General features: G+C 45.0%; 15 protein-coding genes and 2 pseudogenes. 13 read left to right on the top strand and 4 right to left on the bottom strand.

Annotated elements, in window-relative coordinates; translation table 11 throughout:
• The first annotated feature begins 278 nt into the window (after nt 1–278).
• Nucleotides 279–860 carry a hypothetical protein gene (locus tag NJD71_RS11595; protein WP_319052099.1) on the top strand — a complete coding sequence of 194 codons (582 nt, stop codon included), beginning with the start codon at nt 279–281 and terminating at the stop codon, nt 858–860.
• Between the two features lie 213 nt (nt 861–1,073).
• Here NJD71_RS11595 and NJD71_RS11590 read toward each other — a convergent pair whose 3' ends face one another.
• Nucleotides 1,074–2,060 (bottom strand): patatin-like phospholipase family protein, encoded by a 987-nt coding sequence (locus tag NJD71_RS11590; protein WP_319052098.1) that lies wholly within the window; start codon nt 2,058–2,060, stop codon nt 1,074–1,076.
• Nucleotides 2,061–2,348: 288 nt separating this feature from the next.
• Here NJD71_RS11590 and recG point away from each other — a divergent pair, with 288 nt between their 5' ends.
• Nucleotides 2,349–4,700 (top strand): ATP-dependent DNA helicase RecG, encoded by a 2,352-nt coding sequence (gene recG / locus NJD71_RS11585; protein ID WP_319052115.1) that lies wholly within the window; start codon nt 2,349–2,351, stop codon nt 4,698–4,700.
• A gap of 153 nt (nt 4,701–4,853) precedes the next feature.
• On the opposite strand, the gene NJD71_RS11580 is transcribed toward recG, so the two are convergent.
• The gene (locus NJD71_RS11580) at nt 4,854–4,982 is read right to left on the bottom strand and encodes a hypothetical protein (protein ID WP_319052097.1); all 129 of its coding nucleotides are present in this window, start codon (nt 4,980–4,982) and stop codon (nt 4,854–4,856) included.
• A gap of 525 nt (nt 4,983–5,507) precedes the next feature.
• On the opposite strand from NJD71_RS11580, the gene NJD71_RS11575 reads away from it, so the two are divergent.
• From NJD71_RS11575 to ahr, 4 genes are all read left to right on the top strand, one after another.
• The gene (locus NJD71_RS11575; RefSeq protein WP_319052096.1) at nt 5,508–6,839 is read left to right on the top strand and encodes an efflux RND transporter periplasmic adaptor subunit; all 1,332 of its coding nucleotides are present in this window, start codon (nt 5,508–5,510) and stop codon (nt 6,837–6,839) included.
• On the top strand, nt 6,836–9,940 hold the full coding sequence (locus NJD71_RS11570; RefSeq protein ID WP_319052095.1) for an efflux RND transporter permease subunit: 3,105 nt from the start codon (nt 6,836–6,838) through the stop codon (nt 9,938–9,940). The genes NJD71_RS11575 and NJD71_RS11570 overlap by 4 nt, the downstream gene beginning before the upstream one ends.
• 196 nt (nt 9,941–10,136) lie before the next feature.
• A complete protein-coding gene (locus NJD71_RS11565; RefSeq protein ID WP_319052094.1) occupies nt 10,137–10,751 on the top strand; it encodes a YceI family protein in 615 nt (204 codons plus the stop codon).
• Between the two features lie 333 nt (nt 10,752–11,084).
• Nucleotides 11,085–12,086 carry an NADPH-dependent aldehyde reductase Ahr gene (gene ahr, locus NJD71_RS11560; RefSeq protein ID WP_201600889.1) on the top strand — a complete coding sequence of 334 codons (1,002 nt, stop codon included), beginning with the start codon at nt 11,085–11,087 and terminating at the stop codon, nt 12,084–12,086.
• Between the two features lie 179 nt (nt 12,087–12,265).
• Here ahr and NJD71_RS11555 read toward each other — a convergent pair whose 3' ends face one another.
• A complete protein-coding gene (locus tag NJD71_RS11555) occupies nt 12,266–13,201 on the bottom strand; it encodes a LysR family transcriptional regulator (RefSeq protein ID WP_319052093.1) in 936 nt (311 codons plus the stop codon).
• A gap of 97 nt (nt 13,202–13,298) precedes the next feature.
• Between NJD71_RS11555 and NJD71_RS11550 the strand changes: the two genes are divergently transcribed.
• From NJD71_RS11550 to NJD71_RS11525, 6 genes are all read left to right on the top strand, one after another.
• Nucleotides 13,299–13,733, top strand: coding sequence for a DMT family transporter (locus NJD71_RS11550; RefSeq protein ID WP_201600155.1), 435 nt, complete (start codon nt 13,299–13,301; stop codon nt 13,731–13,733).
• Between the two features lie 8 nt (nt 13,734–13,741).
• A complete protein-coding gene (locus tag NJD71_RS11545; RefSeq protein WP_319052114.1) occupies nt 13,742–14,203 on the top strand; it encodes a DMT family transporter in 462 nt (153 codons plus the stop codon).
• A 422-nt stretch (nt 14,204–14,625) separates the two neighbouring features.
• Nucleotides 14,626–15,618, top strand: a complete 993-nt coding sequence (locus NJD71_RS11540; RefSeq protein ID WP_319052092.1) for a DUF1852 domain-containing protein — start codon at nt 14,626–14,628, stop codon at nt 15,616–15,618.
• 72 nt (nt 15,619–15,690) lie between these two features.
• Nucleotides 15,691–16,719 carry a methionine synthase gene (locus NJD71_RS11535; RefSeq protein WP_319052091.1) on the top strand — a complete coding sequence of 343 codons (1,029 nt, stop codon included), beginning with the start codon at nt 15,691–15,693 and terminating at the stop codon, nt 16,717–16,719.
• A gap of 103 nt (nt 16,720–16,822) precedes the next feature.
• The gene (locus NJD71_RS11530) at nt 16,823–17,326 is read left to right on the top strand and encodes a flavin reductase (protein ID WP_025646795.1); all 504 of its coding nucleotides are present in this window, start codon (nt 16,823–16,825) and stop codon (nt 17,324–17,326) included.
• 66 nt (nt 17,327–17,392) lie between these two features.
• Complete coding sequence (locus tag NJD71_RS11525) at nt 17,393–18,211, top strand: sulfite exporter TauE/SafE family protein (protein WP_319052089.1); 819 nt, start codon at nt 17,393–17,395, stop codon at nt 18,209–18,211.
• 438 nt (nt 18,212–18,649) lie between these two features.
• Here NJD71_RS11525 and NJD71_RS11520 read toward each other — a convergent pair.
• Nucleotides 18,650–18,859: pseudogene (locus NJD71_RS11520) on the bottom strand (IS3 family transposase); the annotation flags it as partial.
• A gap of 67 nt (nt 18,860–18,926) precedes the next feature.
• Between NJD71_RS11520 and NJD71_RS11515 the strand changes: the two are divergent.
• A pseudogene (locus NJD71_RS11515) lies at nt 18,927–19,593 on the top strand (transposase); the annotation flags it as partial.
• Nucleotides 19,594–19,640 lie beyond the last annotated feature (47 nt).

Genomic DNA, 19,640 nt, shown 5'->3' with positions numbered 1-19,640 from the left:
TCTGTAAGAAGTGACTTTATAAAAAGAGTGGCTCTGAAAAAAATAGCAACGATGACGTGATCATGTAATTGATAGAACAAAATAGTTAAAAAGTAGATAATAATAATTTGCTTGTCGGCTATGGTTTAAGTAATACCATCAGTTATATGTGCTGTAGTATTAGGGCTAGGTTGCTCAAGCAGTCATGAGCGATATAAGACAGCTATTGAATAGATTTAAAAAGTTTAAGCTTTGCCATCTGCGTTTTACCGAAATATCAACTAGGGATAATGAGAATTATGAAAAAAAGTAACCAATTTGCTAGCCCATTTAGTGCTTGGAGCGGTCATCGCTTATTTCACGTTGTTGCCGGTACGCTCATCGGTGCAATGGTAGTCACGCAAGCATCAGCAATGCTCCCAACACCAGAGCAAGCAGTTGATAGTTCAATGGCAATGCAGGCAAGTGCGAGCGGTAACTCAAGCGCCCAAGCGGTCAATAGCAAAATCACAGCATCGTTGGTAAGCGTCGATGCCAATGGTCAAGAGACTCTCGTTCCTGTTGATACTAATACTCGATTGCAATCAGGCAATGTTTTGGAGTATCAAGGATACTTCACCAATACCAATGCAGATCGTGTACGTAAGATGACGGTTACTATGAGTATTCCTGATCAAGTAGAGCTGCTTGGTACCGTGGCACCTGATTTCCCATATGGTAGTGTTGATGGCAACAACTTCGCTCGTATGCCACTACGTACAAAGGTAGATAATCAACTGCAAGATGTCGCGCTCAGATACTATAAAGCAGTTCGCTGGGATCTCGAAGGCGTTGGACTAAATGATACGGTAGCGGTAAAATATCGCGCGCGTGTTAAATAACACCAAATCAGCTACGGCTTTAAAAACTTTATTCTGAGGGGTTTGCTAAGCGCTACCAGGTAACAGTAAGCATTAACAAAAAGCACCATAGTTCATAGCTATGGTGCTTTTTTATGTACTGAGATAAATATTGGCTGAAATTTTTTGGTAGGTGTTTCTGAATAAGTATCTTTGGATACACGTTTTTAGATAAGCGTCTTTGGATAGGCCTGACTAAAGGGTTGCGTATTTGCTTTTGAACTTTTCTTGTATCAGTTGTTTGATAGCGCTGATGTGAGGTGTAGTTGCTTGTGAGCCTGCTTCTATAAGATGACGGCGCTGCCTTGTATCTATTGAGCTTATGTGCCCCATATTTGGTGTAATGACAATATCAGCACGATCTCGCTCGCGGCGCATTGATGAGGTGCGTTGGTTCGTTGCGGGTGATACGATATTGGTTTCGAGAAATCCCCAAAAGTCACTCAATGATCTGATGGTTAGGGGATTATTAACCGTAGCACCATTGTTTTGAGCAGTGGTCACATCAACAGCAATAACAATATCCGCACCCAAGTCACGAGCGCTATCTACAGGGACTAGGCTCACCACCCCACCATCGACGTATTTTTTACCGACTTTTTCGGGGATGCGCGGCGCGATAAAAATATTAGGCACGCTACAAGAGGCTTGAACAGCAAGACCTGCATCACCCGTCGTAAAGACGGCTTTTTTTAGAGTATGCTTTTCTGCTGCGACCGCTGCAAAGCTAATAGGAAACGCCTCTATTGCTTTTGCGTTCACTTTATTATTAATAAAGTTTTTGAGCTTGATACCTTCAACAAATCCTTGATTGGATATCGTAAAATCTGTCAGCTGGCTGTCCGAGGTGGTCAGTGCCAACTGCTCAAGCTGTGCAGGCGTGTAGCCACTCGCATACAAGCTGCCAATTAAGCTACCGACACTGGTACCAACCACCATTGTAGGTTTAATGCCATTCTCTTCTAACGCCTTGATTACCCCCACATGAGCAAACCCTTTCGCACCGCCGCCGCCCAATACCAAGGCTACACTAGGTGGCGCTATGGCTGGTTCTAAAGTTACTGGATCGGCGGGCGTTGTAGTGCTACAAGCACTGATAGTGAGTCCAAATACAGTCACTAAACCGGCGCGTAGCAGGCCTAGAGGAGAGTGAAAATGACCATACCAAACAGAAGCAAACATAAAAGTACCTTATAGCGTTGCCATGATGTAAAAAGAAGACAGACGTTGTTCAATGGATAACAGTCAGACGTTCAGTCGTTTGCCATTGGATTGTTTTGCAGCAGTATTACCAAATAGCTGGGCATAAGCAATTGTATTGTCAGCTATAATGATACGAATTGGTATTTTTATATGTGCTATATATGGTAGCTATTTTATGACAACTGCCAATATGTACGGTATATTAAAAACACCCTTAGTATATAAAAATTAAAAATAATATCGTTAGGATTTTTGATGTCAGTATCAATGAATACTTCTTTAGCCAGTGTAAAAGTCCACACAAGGTCTGACTTGTCGCCTTCAGCACTAGACATGCCAGTGACAGCGCTGGCAGGCGTTGGAACAAAAGTGGCAGAGCAACTAGCGCAACTGAATATCAAACGGATATTTGATTTGCTGCTCCACTTACCGCGTGATTATGAAGATCGCAGTCGACTGGTATCAATTGGCGAGGTGGCGCATGGACAGTCGGCGTTGATCACCGGTCGAGTCGTCCATGTTGATACCAAACGTAGCGGTATGACCGTGACCGTGGACGATGATACGGGTACGATATCCTTGCGGTTTTTTAAGGTCTATCGTGGTCTGGTACAGACCATGAATATGGGGACACGGCTACAGCTGTTTGGGGAAGTCAAAGTCAGTCGTTACGGCAAACAAATACACCATCCTGAGTATCAGATCATCACTGACAATACTGTCACAACCGATACCGGTCTACAGCCTATCTATCCTAGCGTAAAAGGTCTGCATCAAAACAAACTACGTACCTTGATTAAACTGGCATTGCAGACAGTTCGTAGTCAGGGTTTGCCCATGACGTTATTCACAGCCAAAGACTTTGCATTCGTTGCTGATTTACCACTCGTGCCTTTTGAGCCATCCAAATCAGCGGTGTCAGAGGCCGAATATACCGAAGATATTTTTTCGACGTTGGTACGCAGTGTACCTGACAATGTGACTAGCAATGCGATTGGCAATAGCGTATATAAGCCCAGTCCTTCTACCTATCAGGCAGATAATGACATACATAACGTTGCTGCCAGTATTGCTCAGCACAATGTCTATAATTTAACGATATTTGAAGCACTAGTGCTGCTACATACACCGCCGACTTATACAAATGCGAGCCAGCAGTACAAGTTATTGACCCAACTGACGGCACGCACTCATGCTGCCTGTCAGCGTTTGATTATTGAAGAGTTGACTGCGCATCAGCTCAGTCTACTATATCGCCGCCAGCAACTTCATCAGCACAAAGCCCCTAAATGTACTACCCATAGCCAGCTTACCGATAAATTGTTTGGCGCATTGCCGTTTGATTTAACGGGTGCCCAAAAAAGAGTGATGACAGATATCACCACAGATATGGCAACCTCAATTCCGATGCTGCGACTGGTACAGGGTGACGTGGGCGCTGGTAAGACGTTGGTTGCAGCAGGGGCTGCCGGATATGCGTTAGACAGCGGTTGGCAAGTGGCCGTAATGGCACCGACTGAGATCTTGGCAGAACAGCATTTGGTAAACTTTAAGCAATGGTTTGAGCCATTGGGAATCAGTGTTGGCTGGCTTGCCGGCAAGCAAACGACTAAACAACGTCGCGAGGCATTGGAAGCGGTTGCGGAAAATACCGTACAAGTCATCGTTGGTACGCATGCTCTGTTCCAGGAGCAAGTAAAGTTTGCCAAACTGGGTCTGGTCATCATTGATGAACAGCATCGATTTGGTGTTGAGCAGCGTATGGCATTGACCAATAAAGGCGTAGCCAACAGCACGCCGCACCAACTGATCATGACAGCAACACCAATTCCGCGGACGCTTGCAATGAGTGTCTATGGCGACATGGATACCTCCATCATTGATGAGTTGCCGCCAGGACGCACACCAATCACGACGGTGACCGTTGATCGGAACCGACGTGATGAGGTGATTGAGCGCATAGCTGTTAACTGTGAGGCAGGCAGGCAAGCCTACTGGGTGTGCTCGTTAGTCGAGGCATCAAGCGTGCTAGATGCACAAGCGGCTGAAGCCACCTATGAAGACTTAAATGAGCGCTTAGATATTCGCATTGGGCTGGTGCATGGCAAAATGAAATCTGCTGATAAGCAAGCCATCATGCAAGAGTTCAAAGCAGGGGATTTAGATTTATTGATTGCCACCACCGTGATCGAGGTGGGCGTTGATGTCCCTAATGCGTCGCTTATGGTGATCGAAAATGCTGAGCGCTTGGGTCTATCACAACTGCATCAATTACGCGGGCGTGTTGGGCGCGGCTCTACTAAAAGCTACTGTGTGCTGCTCTATCAAAAGCCACTCTCGGAGACTGGCACAGAGCGTCTCAAGGTATTGCGTGATAGCACTGATGGTTTTGTTATTGCTCAAAAGGATCTAGAGCTGCGTGGACCGGGTGAGCTACTGGGTAAGCGCCAAACGGGTAACGTCGGATATTATTTGGCTGACCTGATACGTGATGAGCAATTATTTGCCATTGCTCAGCGTTTGGCTAAGCATTTGATAGCAGATCCAGCGCGTAAACCAGATGTTAGCCAATTGATTCATCGCTGGATGCCAGAGGCCAGTCGTTATACCAACGCCTAGTCAAATCAAACCTAGCAATACCGTTTGCGATCTTCGTACCATTAATAGACAGCAAAAAAGAGGACAGCCAACGCTATCCTCTTCTATTTTTAAACCCAAGCTATTTTATAAAAGCGGCTTATTATCAACATTAAGCCATTTCTCAGCAAAAAGCTATTTGGCTTTTTTTGCTTTTTTTAATGACTTCTTTAAATCTTTAAGATCTTTCTGTTTTTGCTTAATTTTTACTTTGGTATCTTTAATATCTTGCTTAATCTTTTTTACTTCTGCTTTATTAGCCATGATGGTTTCCTTTATTGATGACGTTATATCAATAATGACAAATTACCTCATAAATACAAGTATAAACTGTAGGGCGTATGTATCGTGAGTTATTGCAAGTTGCTGTTTTAAGTGCGCCTTTTACATATCCGTGCATTCGCTGCGACATCATGTTCAGCTACTTATCTATCCAAAGGATAAAGGATTAAGCGTTATTGTCAAAGAGATGCCTTGAAGGCTGAATATTAGATATAAAAGAATAGATAAATAGGTTTGGACGCAATGTGGATATACAACGATAAATTATCGTGGTCGGTTTTTTACTCACATTATAATTTTGCCTGTTAATATCTTTATCAAGTTCAATGTCTTACTATATTCTGATAATCATCATCAATTGACTATGCAGATATTCTACACAATTGACCCTGTAAAGAGATAGTCTACAATGATAAAAGACTATTGTTGATAATATCGGTTTACATCATCTTGTTTCCCTTATACTTCTTGCGGCGTTAGTACCGTGCTTATTTATAGAGACCAACTATGAGTGATTTTAAACAGCCTGAGGATAAGCACGTACCAACTCGCGAGCAAGACACCAATATTGAGCCATCCGAACCCTCCAAACTACCACCGTATCGTCAATCTGATACCCTGTCTCAAAACTCTACTTCCAAAATGCCGCTATGGCTACTACCTGTATTGGCAGCGGTGCTGGTCGTTGGTGTCCTCTTGGGCAAGTATTGGGGCAATAATGATACGGTAGCAACGGACGAGTCAGCAGCGTCCACTAGTGTGGCAGGCGATAATATAGCTGATGGTAGCGCTAGTACGGAGCAGTCTGTGCTCTCAGTAGAAACTATCAGTCCAAGCCAAGAGGAGATCGGTAGTACACTCAGTGCTGATGGCACCATTAATGCCAAAGACACTGCCAACGTCAGTGCAAAAGTAAATGGTGTTGCCATCGAACGTATACTGGTCGAGGAGGGTGACCGCGTAAGCGCAGGACAAGTCCTCGCAATGTTTGACACCGATGCGATGGAGCAACAAGTGCTACAGGCTGAGGCAGATGTCGCAGAAGCAGAAGCAACCCTTGCCAATGCTAGTGCAGATGCGGCACGTGTATTGCCTCTTATCGATATTGATGCCATTAGCAAACAAGAAGCTGATCGCTATCGTACCTCTGAAGTACGTGCAAGAGCCGCTTTGCAGGCGTCCAAAGCTCGTTTGAGCAATCAGCGTTTGACACGTGATAATGCAAAAGTGGTCGCACCAGTGAGCGGTATCATCAGTGCCAAGATGGTAGAGGTTGGGCAGGTCGCAGGCGGCGAGCCTTTATTTACAATTATCAAAGGCGGTATTTTAGAATGGCAAGCTGATATCGACCCTAAACTCATTGGCGATATCAACGTTGGTACATCGGTACGAGTCGCTCTGCCTGGCGGTGATGCAGTGATGGGGCAGGTGAGCCGTATTGCCCCGACAGCAGACAGCAATCGCCAAATCACGATTTATGCAAGTTTGGCACCCAATGCAAACATACGTGCTGGCATGTATCAGACAGGCCAGTTCCTGCTTGGAAGTACCAATACCCAAACGATTCCGAATAGCGCTATCGTGAGCAACGATGGCTACGATTATGTGATGCTAGTGATGGCTGAGACCACGTCTCGAGACGACAAGTCTATGGGCCGTATCAAGCAACAGCGTGTGACACTAGGCGAAAGACTGGGTGAAAATGTCGCCGTATTAGAGCCTTTGCCAAGTGATAGCCGAATTGTAAAACAAGGTGGTAGCTTTTTAAATGATGGTGACTTGGTGCGTATCGTAGATGGTGTGAGCCAAACGAGTACAGCAGTGCAGGCACAGTCATGAGTTTAAACGTCTCTGCTTACTCGATCAAAAACCCGCTAGTGGCTATCTTGCTGTTTGTGCTTCTAACATTGGGCGGTATTTACGGCTTCATGAAAATGAAGGTGCAGCAGTTCCCAGATATAGATCTACCCGCTGTGGTCGTGACGGTAACACTACCAGGCGCCGCGCCCTCACAGCTCGAAAACGACATCGCAAAGAAGATCGAAAATAAGCTGACCAGTATCGAGGGTGTGAGTCATATTCGTACCACGTTACAGACTGGTGCCGCGACGATGGCGACTGAGTTTACGTTAGAAAAAGACATTCAAGAAGCCGTCGATGATGTACGCTCGGCAGTCGGTGAAGTACGAGGAGATCTACCAGCCGCTGCCAATGATCCTATTATTACCAAAGTATCTACGGCAGGGTTTCCAGTCGTCACTTATTCTGTGGCCGCTCAAAACATGAGTGTGGAGGATCTATCGTGGTTTGTCGACGATACCGTCACCAAGCGGCTCTCTGATATACCTGGTGTCAGTACCGTTAGCCGTGTTGGAGGTCTACAGCGTGAAATCACAGTTGCTGCTGATCCAATTGCGCTCAGTGGTCTAAAACTATCCATCTCGCAACTGTCACAGCAAATCGCTGGTATCCAGCAAGACAGCTCGGGCGGGGAAGCTGAAGTGGGTAATACCACTCAAACTATCCGTGTGCTGGGTGCTGTTGAGCGTGCAAATGAGCTCAATAATGTACAGGTTGCTGTGCCCACAGGCGGTACACAAGCGCTTGGGCGTATGGCACAAATTACTGATGGCGCAGCTGATCCAAGCTCTATTGCTAAGCTGGATGGAGAAACGGTGGTGGCATTCAACATCACTCGCTCACGCGGTGCCAGTGAAGTCGATGTCATGAAGCTTGTCGATGATGAACTTGCCAAGCTCACAGCTGATGTGGGTAATATCAGTATCGAAAAAGTTTATGATCGCGCAACGCCAGTAGCTGAAGACTATGAATCCTCGCTACGTATGCTAATCGAAGGGGGTATTTTAGCCGTTGTCGTCGTATTTCTGTTCTTGCGCAATATTCGAGCGACGATTGTTGCTGCCGTTGCCTTACCTTTATCAGTAATACCGACCTTTTTGGGTATGTATTTGTTTGGGTTTAGCCTCAATATCATCTCGCTGCTGGCGTTGTCATTGGTCATCGGGGTGTTGGTTGATGATGCCATCGTTGAGGTCGAAAACATCATTCGGCATTTACGTATGGGCAAGACGCCTTATGAGGCGGCTATGGAAGCGGCCGATGAGATTGGTCTGGCGGTGGTTGCCACTACTTTTACTTTGATTGCGGTGTTTTTACCGACGGCATTTATGGGCGGTATTGTCGGACAGTTCTTTCGTCAGTTTGGTTGGACCGCTGCGTTATCGATCTTTGCATCACTCATGGTAGCGCGTCTGATCACCCCTATGATGGCAGCGTATATACTCAGACCAGAGAAAAAACACGTCGAAAAACAAAGCGCGATCATGACGTATTATCTTAAGATCGTCTCTTGGACACTGCATCACCGCTGGCTCACCATGGGTGCCACATTGGTACTGTTTGTAGCATCACTAGGGTTAGTCAAGCTGTTACCGACCTCATTCATTCCGGATAATGACATCGACCAGACTCGGGTTGCCATTGAGCTGACACCTGATGTGTCATTAGCCGATACAGAGCGCGTGGCGGCACTTGCTAGCACTCGTATCTTAGCGATGCCTGAGGTGACCAATATTTTCACCTCCGTGGGAGAGGCGCAGGCATCGATGGGTGCGTCAGATGGTGGTGGCGGCAAAGCTGAAAACATCGCAGGCTTAGATATTGTGCTGGCGCCACGTGCAGAACGAGGCACCAAAAAAGAAATCGAAAGAAAAATCAGCGAGTTGATGACAGATGTGCCAGGAGCACGCTTTACGGTAGGCTTATCAAGTGGCGGGGAGAGTGGCTATAACTTTTCATTGACCAGCACCAACCCGCAACTGCTGGAGCAAACGGCCCAGCAAATCATGACCGAAATACGCGGGCTACCAAGTGCAGGCGCTGTGACCAGTGACCGTAGTCTGCCGCGTCAAGAGCTGACGGTAACGCCTGATAGACTGGCAATGGCTGATAAAGGGGTCACAACTCAGGACATAGCGACCACATTGCGCGTGGCGACCGTTGGTGACTATGAGCAGCGCTTGTCAAAGCTCAATCTGGATACGCGTCAGATTCCTATCGTAGTGCGTCTGCCAGATGTGGCCAAGCAAAATGTGAGTCAGTTAGAAGGTCTATATGTACCGAGTACACTGCCTGCAGGACAAGGAGTACGCGTGGGCGAGGTCGCTGATCTAGACTTTGGCACAGGTCCTGCGCAGATCAGTAGGTTAGATCGCGAGCGGGCTATTAGTATCACCGTACAACCAGCAAGTGGTGAGCTTGGCGATTTGGTCCAAGCGGTCAAATCTGTGCCGACCATGCAGCAACTGCCATCTGCAATTACTATCATTGATCAGGGTCAAGCTGAGAACATGGCTGATCTCTTTAGTGGGTTTATCATTGCCATGTCAGTGGGGGTCGTCTGTATTTTGGGTGTACTCATTTTACTGTTTGGTCGTTTGTTGCAGCCGTTTACTATCTTAATGGCATTGCCATTATCGATAGGCGGGGCGTTTGTTGGCTTGGTTATTACCAATAGTAGCTTGTCGATGCCGTCGATGATTGGTTTTATCATGCTCATGGGTATTGCGACCAAAAACTCAATTCTACTCGTCGACTATGCGCTGATTGCGCAGCGCCAAGGCTTGGCACGTTTTGAGGCTATTGTAGATGCATGTCGCAAACGCGCACGCCCTATTATCATGACTACTATTGCAATGGGCGCTGGTATGTTGCCACTGGTGTTCGGTTGGGGTGATGCTGACCCAACATTTAGGCGACCAATGGCAGCAGCGGTATTGGGCGGTCTGGTCACCTCAACGTTACTTAGTCTAGTGGTCATTCCAGTCGTCTATACTCTGATGGATGATTTGTCAGGATGGTTTGCCAAATGGCTGGTGCCAAGCGGTAAAGATCAGGCAACCACGGACAGTAAGATATGATGTGATGTCTTTGGTCGATCATTTGCGTGACATACTACTAGCAATGATGTCGTATCAAAACAGACAAGCCCATACTTATTGATTAAGTATGGGCTTGTTGTCATTATATAAGAGCGCAATATACATAAGGGCCTGATTGCAAAGAATATAAATGACACGATTGCCCTATCATTTACGATCACAAAGGAATGTTATTATGAATCGAATGTCTCTTGCGGCAATCATGCTGCCCACTCGCAAGCTTCTACCAGCTGTATGTATAGGTATGTTGGGTCTCACTAGCAGCCATGCAGTGATTTATGATATTGACCCTACACATACCAATGTACGTTTTGCTATTGACCACTTTAATACCTCGACCAACACAGGTGGGTTCTACAATCTAACTGGACAGCTAGACTACAACGCCGCTGCTAAAACTGGTGATATCTCGTTGGTTATTCCTCTGAACAGCTTAAATACAGGAGATAAAGGGTTTGATATTGCACTCAAAAGCGCAGATTTTTTTGATGTTAAGCAGTTTCCATTAGCACAATTTGAGTCTACTAAATGGTACTTTTCAACCGATGATAATGGTTCAAACGTCAGTAAAATCGATGGGATGTTGACGCTACATGGCAAGACCAACCCCGTTACATTAACAGCGACTAAGTTCAATTGTTATCTGAACCCAATACTCAAAAAGCCAGTCTGTGGTGGTGATTTCACTACAATCATTGACCGAACAAAATGGGGTATTAGTAAATATACGCTATTAGGTATCACCAGCGAAGTGCAGCTGAATATTCAGATTGAAGCCGCAAAGCGTTAGTAGTAGCTGTGCTCAGCCCTTTAAGTATGAGACTGTGTATGAGGTTGGTTCTAATTTGTTAAAGGTGATAGTGTAATAGCGTCAGTCTTTGCTATAGTCCGCTCAATTGGATTTATTGAAGACGTTTTTATTTCTATTCAAAACGTTTGTATCCAAAATATTTTCTATATCGAATCAACAGGTATCTCAGTAAATATCTTAGTAATGTTGATCCCTTGGCAAAAAATGACCTCAACAATGTATTTGATGTCCCAATCGCTAATAGAGTTATAAATCAACAATCACAACGACCAAAAATCTAACTATCACAATGACTAAAAATAAGGAATAACGATGATTAATGCATATGCAGCAAAAGAGAAAGGTGGCAAATTTGAACCTTATGAGTATGACCCAGGTGCTCTAGGTGATCACGAAGTAGAAATCGAAGTACACAGCTGCGGCATATGCCACAGTGATCTATCAATGTGGCAAAACGAATGGGGCATGACCGAGTACCCGTTCGTCGGTGGTCATGAAGTTGCAGGTAAAGTCCTCAATAAGGGTAAACATGTCAAGCATCTGGAGCTAGGCGACAAAGTTGGACTTGGTTGGCATAAAGGGTACTGCAACGTCTGCGATCTATGTATCGGTGGAGATCATAACCTATGCCCTGAGCAAGAAGGGACGATCATTAGTAACCATGGTGGCTTTGCAGATAAAGTACGCGCAAAAGATACCAGTGTCATAAAAGTACCTGAAGGTCTAGATTTTAATGCAGTGGGACCACTGCTGTGTGGCGGTGTCACCGTGTTTAACCCACTTATAGAGTACGGTATCACACCAACCTCAAGAGTAGCCGTGATCGGTATTGGTGGCTTAGGTCATCTTGCATTGCAGTTTGCCAATGCATGGGGCTGTGAAGTGACCGCATTCACCAGTGAGTCGAAACTGGAAGAAGCAAAAGAGATGGGTGCTCATCATTCGCTAAATTCAAGAGAAGATAGCGAAATCGAAAAAGTCGCGGGTTCTTTTGATTTGATCATCTCAACGGTAAACGTCGATATGAATTGGGATCTGGTTGTTCAGACATTGAAGCCAAAGGGCAAACTACACTTTGTTGGTATATTAGAAGCACCGCTAGAGATATCGGTCGCGCCCATGATTATGGCGCAAAAAAGCCTATCAGGCTCACCCGGTGGCTCACCATCGACGCTGCGCAAAATGTTAGATTTTGCTGCTCGACATAATATCCAGCCAGTAACTGAAACCTATAAAATGTCTGAGATTAACGAAGCGTTTGAGCGCTTAGAAAGCGGTAATGCTCGCTACAGAGTGGTATTAGAAAGAGAATAGCTTCTAAAGACATTACTCTAAAGATAGAGAGCTCTAAACATAGTAGCGATAGGTCATTTAATAGATGACGTATCGCTACTATTTTTTTGTCTGATATAAACGCTTGAGGCTATTTGTCTTGTCTTATCTGAGTTTTCTATAAAGATTAAGGTAGATTACGGAATTTCATTCATTGTTTCTTAGTTGACCTGCCAATATAGCGGCTCGCCATAGATCTCAGTGAAATAATCAATCAAGGTTCTGACATTCAAAGAGATGTGACGCGTATTTGGATAGATAGCAGCGATATGCTGAGGCGTCGTCTTGATGGCAGTTTCATACTCAGGTAGGAGCTTCACCAACTTACCACTCTTTAAATGATCACCGATTAACCAGTCAGGAAACAGTACAACCCCCATGCCTTTGAGCGCTGATACCAGCAACGACTCCGCATTGTTTGACATGAGCAGCGCAGGGGCGGCAACTGGTGTCCAGTTTTTATCATTTTTCTTAAAAAACCAGCGGTTTGGCCCTGATGAGCCTTTATAAACCAAGCATTTATGATGAGCCAAGTCAGATGGCGCTTGTAGGGTGTCATGCTTATTTATATATGCTGGCGCGGCTGCAAGGTGATAGGTTTGCTCACCGAAAATACGTGCATGAAAGGACGAATCATTCAATGTGCCAATCCGAAAAATAACGTCGGTTGCATAATGATGGGGATCCACAAAATCATCGGTGAGCGTTAAGTCTATCTGTAATTTGGGATAGCGAGTACTGAGCGCTGGTATCCAAGGTGCGATATGCCGTTGACCAAAAAACACAGGGGCGTTAATTTTTAACAACCCACCCGGTTCTAATGTCCTGTCTTGCAACTCCTTTTGCGCCGCATTCATGCTTTCGGTCATCGCATGCGCGTAGCTCATAAACATGCGTCCCGCCTCAGTAGGAATGACGGCGCGGGTATTACGATAAAAAAGCTGCTGCCCTAGCGAGTCCTCTAATTGCTTGATGATACGAGACACTTTTGAGGCAGACACTCCTTCTTTTCGTGCCACGACAGAGAAACTCTGGGCATTAAAGACGCTGATAAAAAACAGTAGGGTTTTTATGCTGATGTTGTCGACGGTATTCATTTGTGCAACTTATGCAAAAGTCATTTCTACATTATAGCGTTTTTCGTGGGTATAGGCTGCGGTAAACTACGCGGCATTGCTCATTGAGGATCGTTTTATGCAGATTTTATTGATACTGGTGGTGGTTTTAGGCGGTATGGGGTTGTCGGTCGAGGCCGGACTGCTTGGCCCGCTGGGCAGTCAAGTGGGTGAGTTATGGGCGACGCTCAGTATTTTTGGCGTTGGGGCGGCCTTGACGTTTTTTTTGATGCTGTTTTTTAGTCCGCGAGAGAGCCCGTCGTTTTTCTCACAGCCGCCGTTGCTACTGATTGGTGGCATTTTGGGACCTGTCTACGTGGTGGTGTTAACGGTGGTCACACCCGTTATTGGGATTGCACTGACGATGATTGGCATACTTGCAGGTCAGGTCTTTCAAAGTTTGATTATCGATCACTATGGGTTGTTTGAAACCGAAGAGCGCAAAATAGATATTAGACGAGTGATTGCGTTAGGTTTCATCATTGCAGCACTTATTTTTATGGCAAAGGGGTAGATCACATGATGCTTATTTTAATGATTGTACTAGCAGTGATTGGCGGGGCGACCTTGAGCGTACAAGCGGCATTGAATGGTCGGCTGGGTAGTAATGTTGGCGTTTTCAAAAGTGCCTTTTTGACGTTCTCTGTCGGGGCAGTCGTGACCGCATTGCTTATTTTCTTCTTTGAGCCCAATCATGCGGTGACGTTGATGGATGTCCCTAAATGGCAGTTGCTTGGTGCATTGTACGGTGTGCCTTATATCGTCATCATGGTGGTTGCCGTACAGCGTATTGGTACCGCTGTGGCCACGGTCGCGGTGATCTTTGGTCAGCTGAGTATGAGCGTATTGATCGATAATTTTGGTTGGCTCGGTAATGAAGCCATCAGTTTGTCAGGCAGTCGCATCAGTGCGTTAGTGTGCTTGGCGATTGCGCTGTATTTTATTTATTCGAGTAATAAACCTAAGCCTAAAGAGGTCAGTTAGGTCCAATCTATTTTAGAGTCATGAACTTTGAAGGTATGAAGCCCCTGCTATTAAGCCAATAATAGCGGGGCTAACTGGTTTTTATGACAATATTTTCATGACATTGCTTTAATGACATTGTTTTAATGAATGAAACAATACCGTATCGCCCATATATCACTTCTCATTAAGCCTCAAGCTATATTCTTTGGTCTATTCACTGGTCAAAGCGTTCACTTCTCAGTTTTTTGCAGACTTAGATTTTTTATAGCAATAGTCAAAAATGCTCTTATCAATCTATATCTAATTCCAGATCTGTGTGAAAGATGAATAAAATTCATCCTATATTAAAATAGTATCGTTTTTATTCATGTAAAGTTTTGAGTATGATTCACCCATAACGATATTTTGTTCTATTTTAAATATGAAAGTGGTGAATCATTATGAGTAAAGAGTTTAGCTGTTCAATTAAAAGCATTCGTTTTGATGAAAACTATCATCCTGCTGACAATACACGACTGACGACAAATTTTGCTAACTTAGCACGCGGAGAGCAGCGCGAGGATAACCTACGCAAAACGTTGACGATGATTAACAATCGTTTTAATACCCTTGCGCATTGGGACAATCCTACAGCAGATCGTTATTCTGTTGAGATTGATATCGTCTCTGTAGATATGGATATCGAAGGCAATGGCGATGCTTTTCCTGTCATTGAAACACTCAAAACAACGATTATTGACCACAAAGAAAACAAACGCATCAACGGTATGATTGGTAATAGCTTTTCATCATATGTGCGCGATTATGATTTTAGCGTCGTGCTATTAGATCATTTCGATAAAAATCCAACGTCACCGCCACCAGAGCACTTTGGTGACTTGCATGGCAAGCTGTTTCAGTACCTATTGAACTCAGATGCCTATAAAGCCAATTTCGATAAGCAGCCTGTGATTTGCCTGAGTGTGTCGACAAGCAAAACCTATCATCGTACCAACAATCAACATCCGGTATTGGGTGTCGAGTACAAGCAAGATGAATACTCGCTCACCGACGACTATTTTCACAAGATGGGCTTAGTTGTGCGATATTTTAAGCCTGAAGGTAGCGTCGCACCGTTAGCGTTTTATTTTGCAGGTGACTTACTCAGCGACTATACCGACCTTGAGCTCATCAGTGCAATCAGCACCATGGAGACGTTCCAAAAGATTTATCGCCCTGAGATTTATAATGCCAATTCAAGCGCAGGTCAGGTCTATCAGCCAAGCCTAAAATACCAAGACTATTCGCTCACGCAGATTGTCTATGACCGTGAAGAGCGTAGTCAGATGGCGGTCAAGCAAGGCAAATTTACCGAAACGCATTTTATCAAGCCTTACCAAGATATTCTTGAAGCATGGGCGGCCAATTACGCTGTAAACGAGAACGTCGCTTAAAAAATCCAAATATAAAAGCGCACGCTATAACACCTAAAATAGAGACATCTGAAATAGAGAAGATAATACGACATGACTTTATTATTACCAACATCGACCGCTGGCAGCTTGCCAAAACCCTCTTGGTTGGCAGAACCTGAAAAAATTTGGTCGCCGTGGCAACTTGACGGTGAAGAATTGCTTCAGGCAAAACAGGATGCGCTGCTAGTATCGCTACAAGAGCAAGTGCAAGCAGGCGTCGATATCGTCAGTGACGGTGAGCAGACCCGTCAGCACTTTGTCACTACCTTTATTGAGCACTTAGACGGCGTGGATTTTAACCAGCGCGAAACCGTGCGTATCCGCAATCGATATGATGCCAGCGTACCGTCAGTGGTGGGTGCCGTGAGCCGCCAAAAACCTGTGTTTGTAGAAGATGCCAAGTTTTTACGTAAGCATACTGACAAGCCGATCAAATGGGCATTGCCTGGGCCGATGACCATGATTGATACGCTGTATGACGATCATTATAAAAGTCGCGAAAAGCTGGCATGGGAGTTTGCTAAAATTCTCAATCAAGAGGCCCGCGAGTTAGAAGCAGCAGGCGTGGATATTATCCAATTCGATGAACCTGCATTTAATGTATTCTTCGATGATGTCAATGATTGGGGCATTGCGACACTAGAGCGTGCTATAGAAGGACTTCAATGTGAGACAGCAGTACATATCTGCTACGGTTACGGCATCAAAGCCAATAACGACTGGAAAAAGACACTGGGCTCAGAGTGGCGTCAGTATGAGCAAGCGTTTCCTAAATTGCAGCAGTCCAATATCGATATCGTCTCATTAGAATGTCAAAACTCGCATGTGCCCATGGATTTGATAGAGCTCATTCGCGGTAAAAAAGTGATGGTTGGTGCAATCGATGTCGCTACTAATGATATTGAAACTCCTGAGGAGGTAGCCGATACGCTACGCAAGGCCTTACAATTTGTCGATGCGGACAAGCTGTATCCCTCGACCAACTGCGGTATGGCGCCGTTGTCTCGTGAGGTGGCACGCGGCAAGCTACATGCGCTGAGCGCTGGTGCGGCAATCGTGCGGCAAGAGCTGAGCGTTTAGCAAAACTTAACAAGTTTTGGCTTGTTTAAGCTTATGAGTGGCCTCAGTTAACAAGGTACTTATAGATTTAACGTTTCTCAGGATTGCAGTAATGATAAAAGATATGATTGAAGCCACTGATTTTAGAGATGCCATGGCGCTATTGCCCACGGCGGTCAATGTGATCACCACCAATGGTCCGTCAGGCACTCATGGGTTTACTGCCTCGGCGGTATGTAGCGTCACTGATACACCGCCGACACTGCTGGTATGTATGAATCAAGCCGCTCGCTCACATGGGCATTTTGTGGATAATAAAGTCTTGAGCGTCAATGTGCTTGGTGCCCAGCATGAACACTTATCCAATGCTTTTGCTTCTAAACTAAGCTCAGATGAGCGCTTCGAGCAAGGAGTTTGGACTGAGCTTGTGACAGGCGCGCCTATCCTGAAAGATGCGCTAGTGAGCTTTGATTGTGAGATTGAGCACATTCAAGAAGTGGGTACGCATAGTGTGCTGATGTGCCGAGTGGTCGCTATCAAACCTCCAGAATCCCCAAGCGGGCAAGATGAGAGTTTAGTGTATTTTAACCGTGCTTATCATTACGTCGGTCAAGTTGAGCTTGTATAAGTCATAACTGGCATTAATATAGAGCACTTGCTCAGAAAATAAATCTATATAAGAAGACACTATCCCGTGGAACTACTCATTTTTTTAATCATAGGTGCACTAGCAGGGTTTGCGGCCGGGCTTTTCGGCGTGGGCGGTGGCACCATTATCGTACCGCTGTTATTTATCGTCTTTACCCAAATGGGCTACGATGCCGATACCATTATGCATCTGGCTTTGGGGACGTCGCTTGCGACCATCATCGTCACTTCGATCAGCTCGCTGATGGCGCATAATAAAAAGGGCGGCGTCATGTGGCCGGTCTTTAAAAATCTAGCACCTGGTTTGGCGCTAGGGTGTTTTTTGGGAGCAGGGATAGCAGGGCAAATATCAGGGTTATATCTGCAGCTGATTGTCGGGGTGTTTTTACTGTGGGTCGCTTATAGAATGTTTACCGCTGGTAAAAGACGTACACATATGAGTGATGCGAGTCATACGCCTGTGGTATTACCGTCTAAACCCAAGCAACTTGCGGCAGGTGGTGTTATTGGTGTGGCTTCGGCCATTTTTGGTATTGGCGGTGGCAGCTTAACGGTGCCATATCTCACCCGTTATAATGTGGTTATGCAAAAGGCGGTAGGCACGTCGGCGGCGTGTGGTTTGCCTATTGCCATTGCTGGTGCGCTCGGCTTTATGTTCTTTGGTATGCAGCAGCAAGTTGATGTACCCAATACCATTGGCTTTGTGCATATTTATGCCTTTTTGGGCATTGCGAGTATGAGCTTTTTTACCGCTAAAGTTGGGGCAAAAGTCGCTCATATGCTCTCACCGCCACTGTTAAAAAAGTGCTTTTCGGTATTGTTATTCGTAGTGGGGCTTTATTTTCTTTATAAAGGGTTATTTTAAAGATTTGGATTGGTGTGTTTGAAATATGAAGACTAAGAACGATATGATATTGCTTAATATACGCCAATCTCAACTTATCGTAGGCCTTTGATTTTTATAGAATTTAAAATTCTAATTGTTTTAACTGAAATTTTAAAAACTAAGTAAACCAATACCTTAGAAAAATAAGTTGAGAGTGGGGTTTAATATTGAAAATCACGCCTAGTTTAGTAATCTGTTATAAAATGCTACTTTTCTTACTTGCTGTGACTGCGTCTCCAGAGGCTGCGAAAAATAGCGTTTAATCTTGCTATACCATTTTTATAATGGTTTCACTATAACATCCATTATATTCTTAGCGGTTTTCTTTGGTTTAGAAGCTATTAGACTTGAGACTGTCAGGTAAGCTTCATTGACCCATGCTGTCAAATCCGTAGAACCAAACTTGGGAGATTTTAATTACGCAGCCTGACGATAGTAGTCAAACCACACCTGTCTTGGCGCTCGATAGCCCAAGCCCTTTTGAATCCTAGTCTGATTATAATACAGCTCAATATACCCAATGATATCGCTAGTGGCTGCAAACCTCGTTTTATAATCTTGATGATATACTAGTTCATTCTTCAAGACGCCCCAGAAGCTTTCTATAGGTGCGTTGTCATAGCAATTACTGAGCTATGCTGAAGAAACCGTCGAGGTAAACTTGGTAAACTAAGCGTATTAATCGGAGTTTATCATGACCAAGAAAGTAAGAACCTACAGTGACGAATTTAAAGCCGAGGCCGTCAAGAAGATATCAGACAATAATGGCAATATCTCAGCCACTGCAAAGCAGCTTGGCATTGCCATGCAAACGCTATCAAATTGGCATAACAAAGCCAATCAAGGCAAGCTTGTGGGCACTGAACAATACGATCCTGATCTTATGACGGCTCTTCAGGAAATAAAGCAGCTCAAGCGGCAGCTCAAAGTGGCTGAAGAGGAACGCGAAATACTAAATGAGGAGGGATAAAGCGAAGCACTGCTTCGCCCCGACGCAAGGGGAGAGCTATGCTCGAGTTGGCCACGGCGTACTTCGCGAAAAACAGTTAGTCAGGTACGCCTTTATCAAAGACAACCAGTTCCTCTTTCGCATCACCACTATGTGCCGTGTGTTAAGGGTTAAGCCATCAAGCTATTACGACTGGCTAAGTCGTGATCTCAGCGACCAACAGATACATCGCAACCAGTCTGAATTACTGGTTAAAGCGGCTCACAATGAAACGAAAGAACGTTATGGCGCAGATCGACTGCATGCTCATCTAAGCGAGCAAGGCCATGACATCAGTCCCTACATGGTTAGAAGTATTAAAGAGGAACACGGCATCAAGTGCCGTCGTCATAAGCGCTTTAAAGTCACCACTGTAGTGGCATAATAAACTTGGACAGTGCATAAGAGGTTTATACTACC

The organism is Psychrobacter sp. PP-21 (assembly GCF_033790785.1).
Taxonomy (GTDB): Bacteria; Pseudomonadota; Gammaproteobacteria; order Pseudomonadales; family Moraxellaceae; genus Psychrobacter.
The sequence above is the reverse complement of the archived record's forward strand: the minus strand, read 5'-3'. Positions and strand labels throughout refer to the sequence as shown.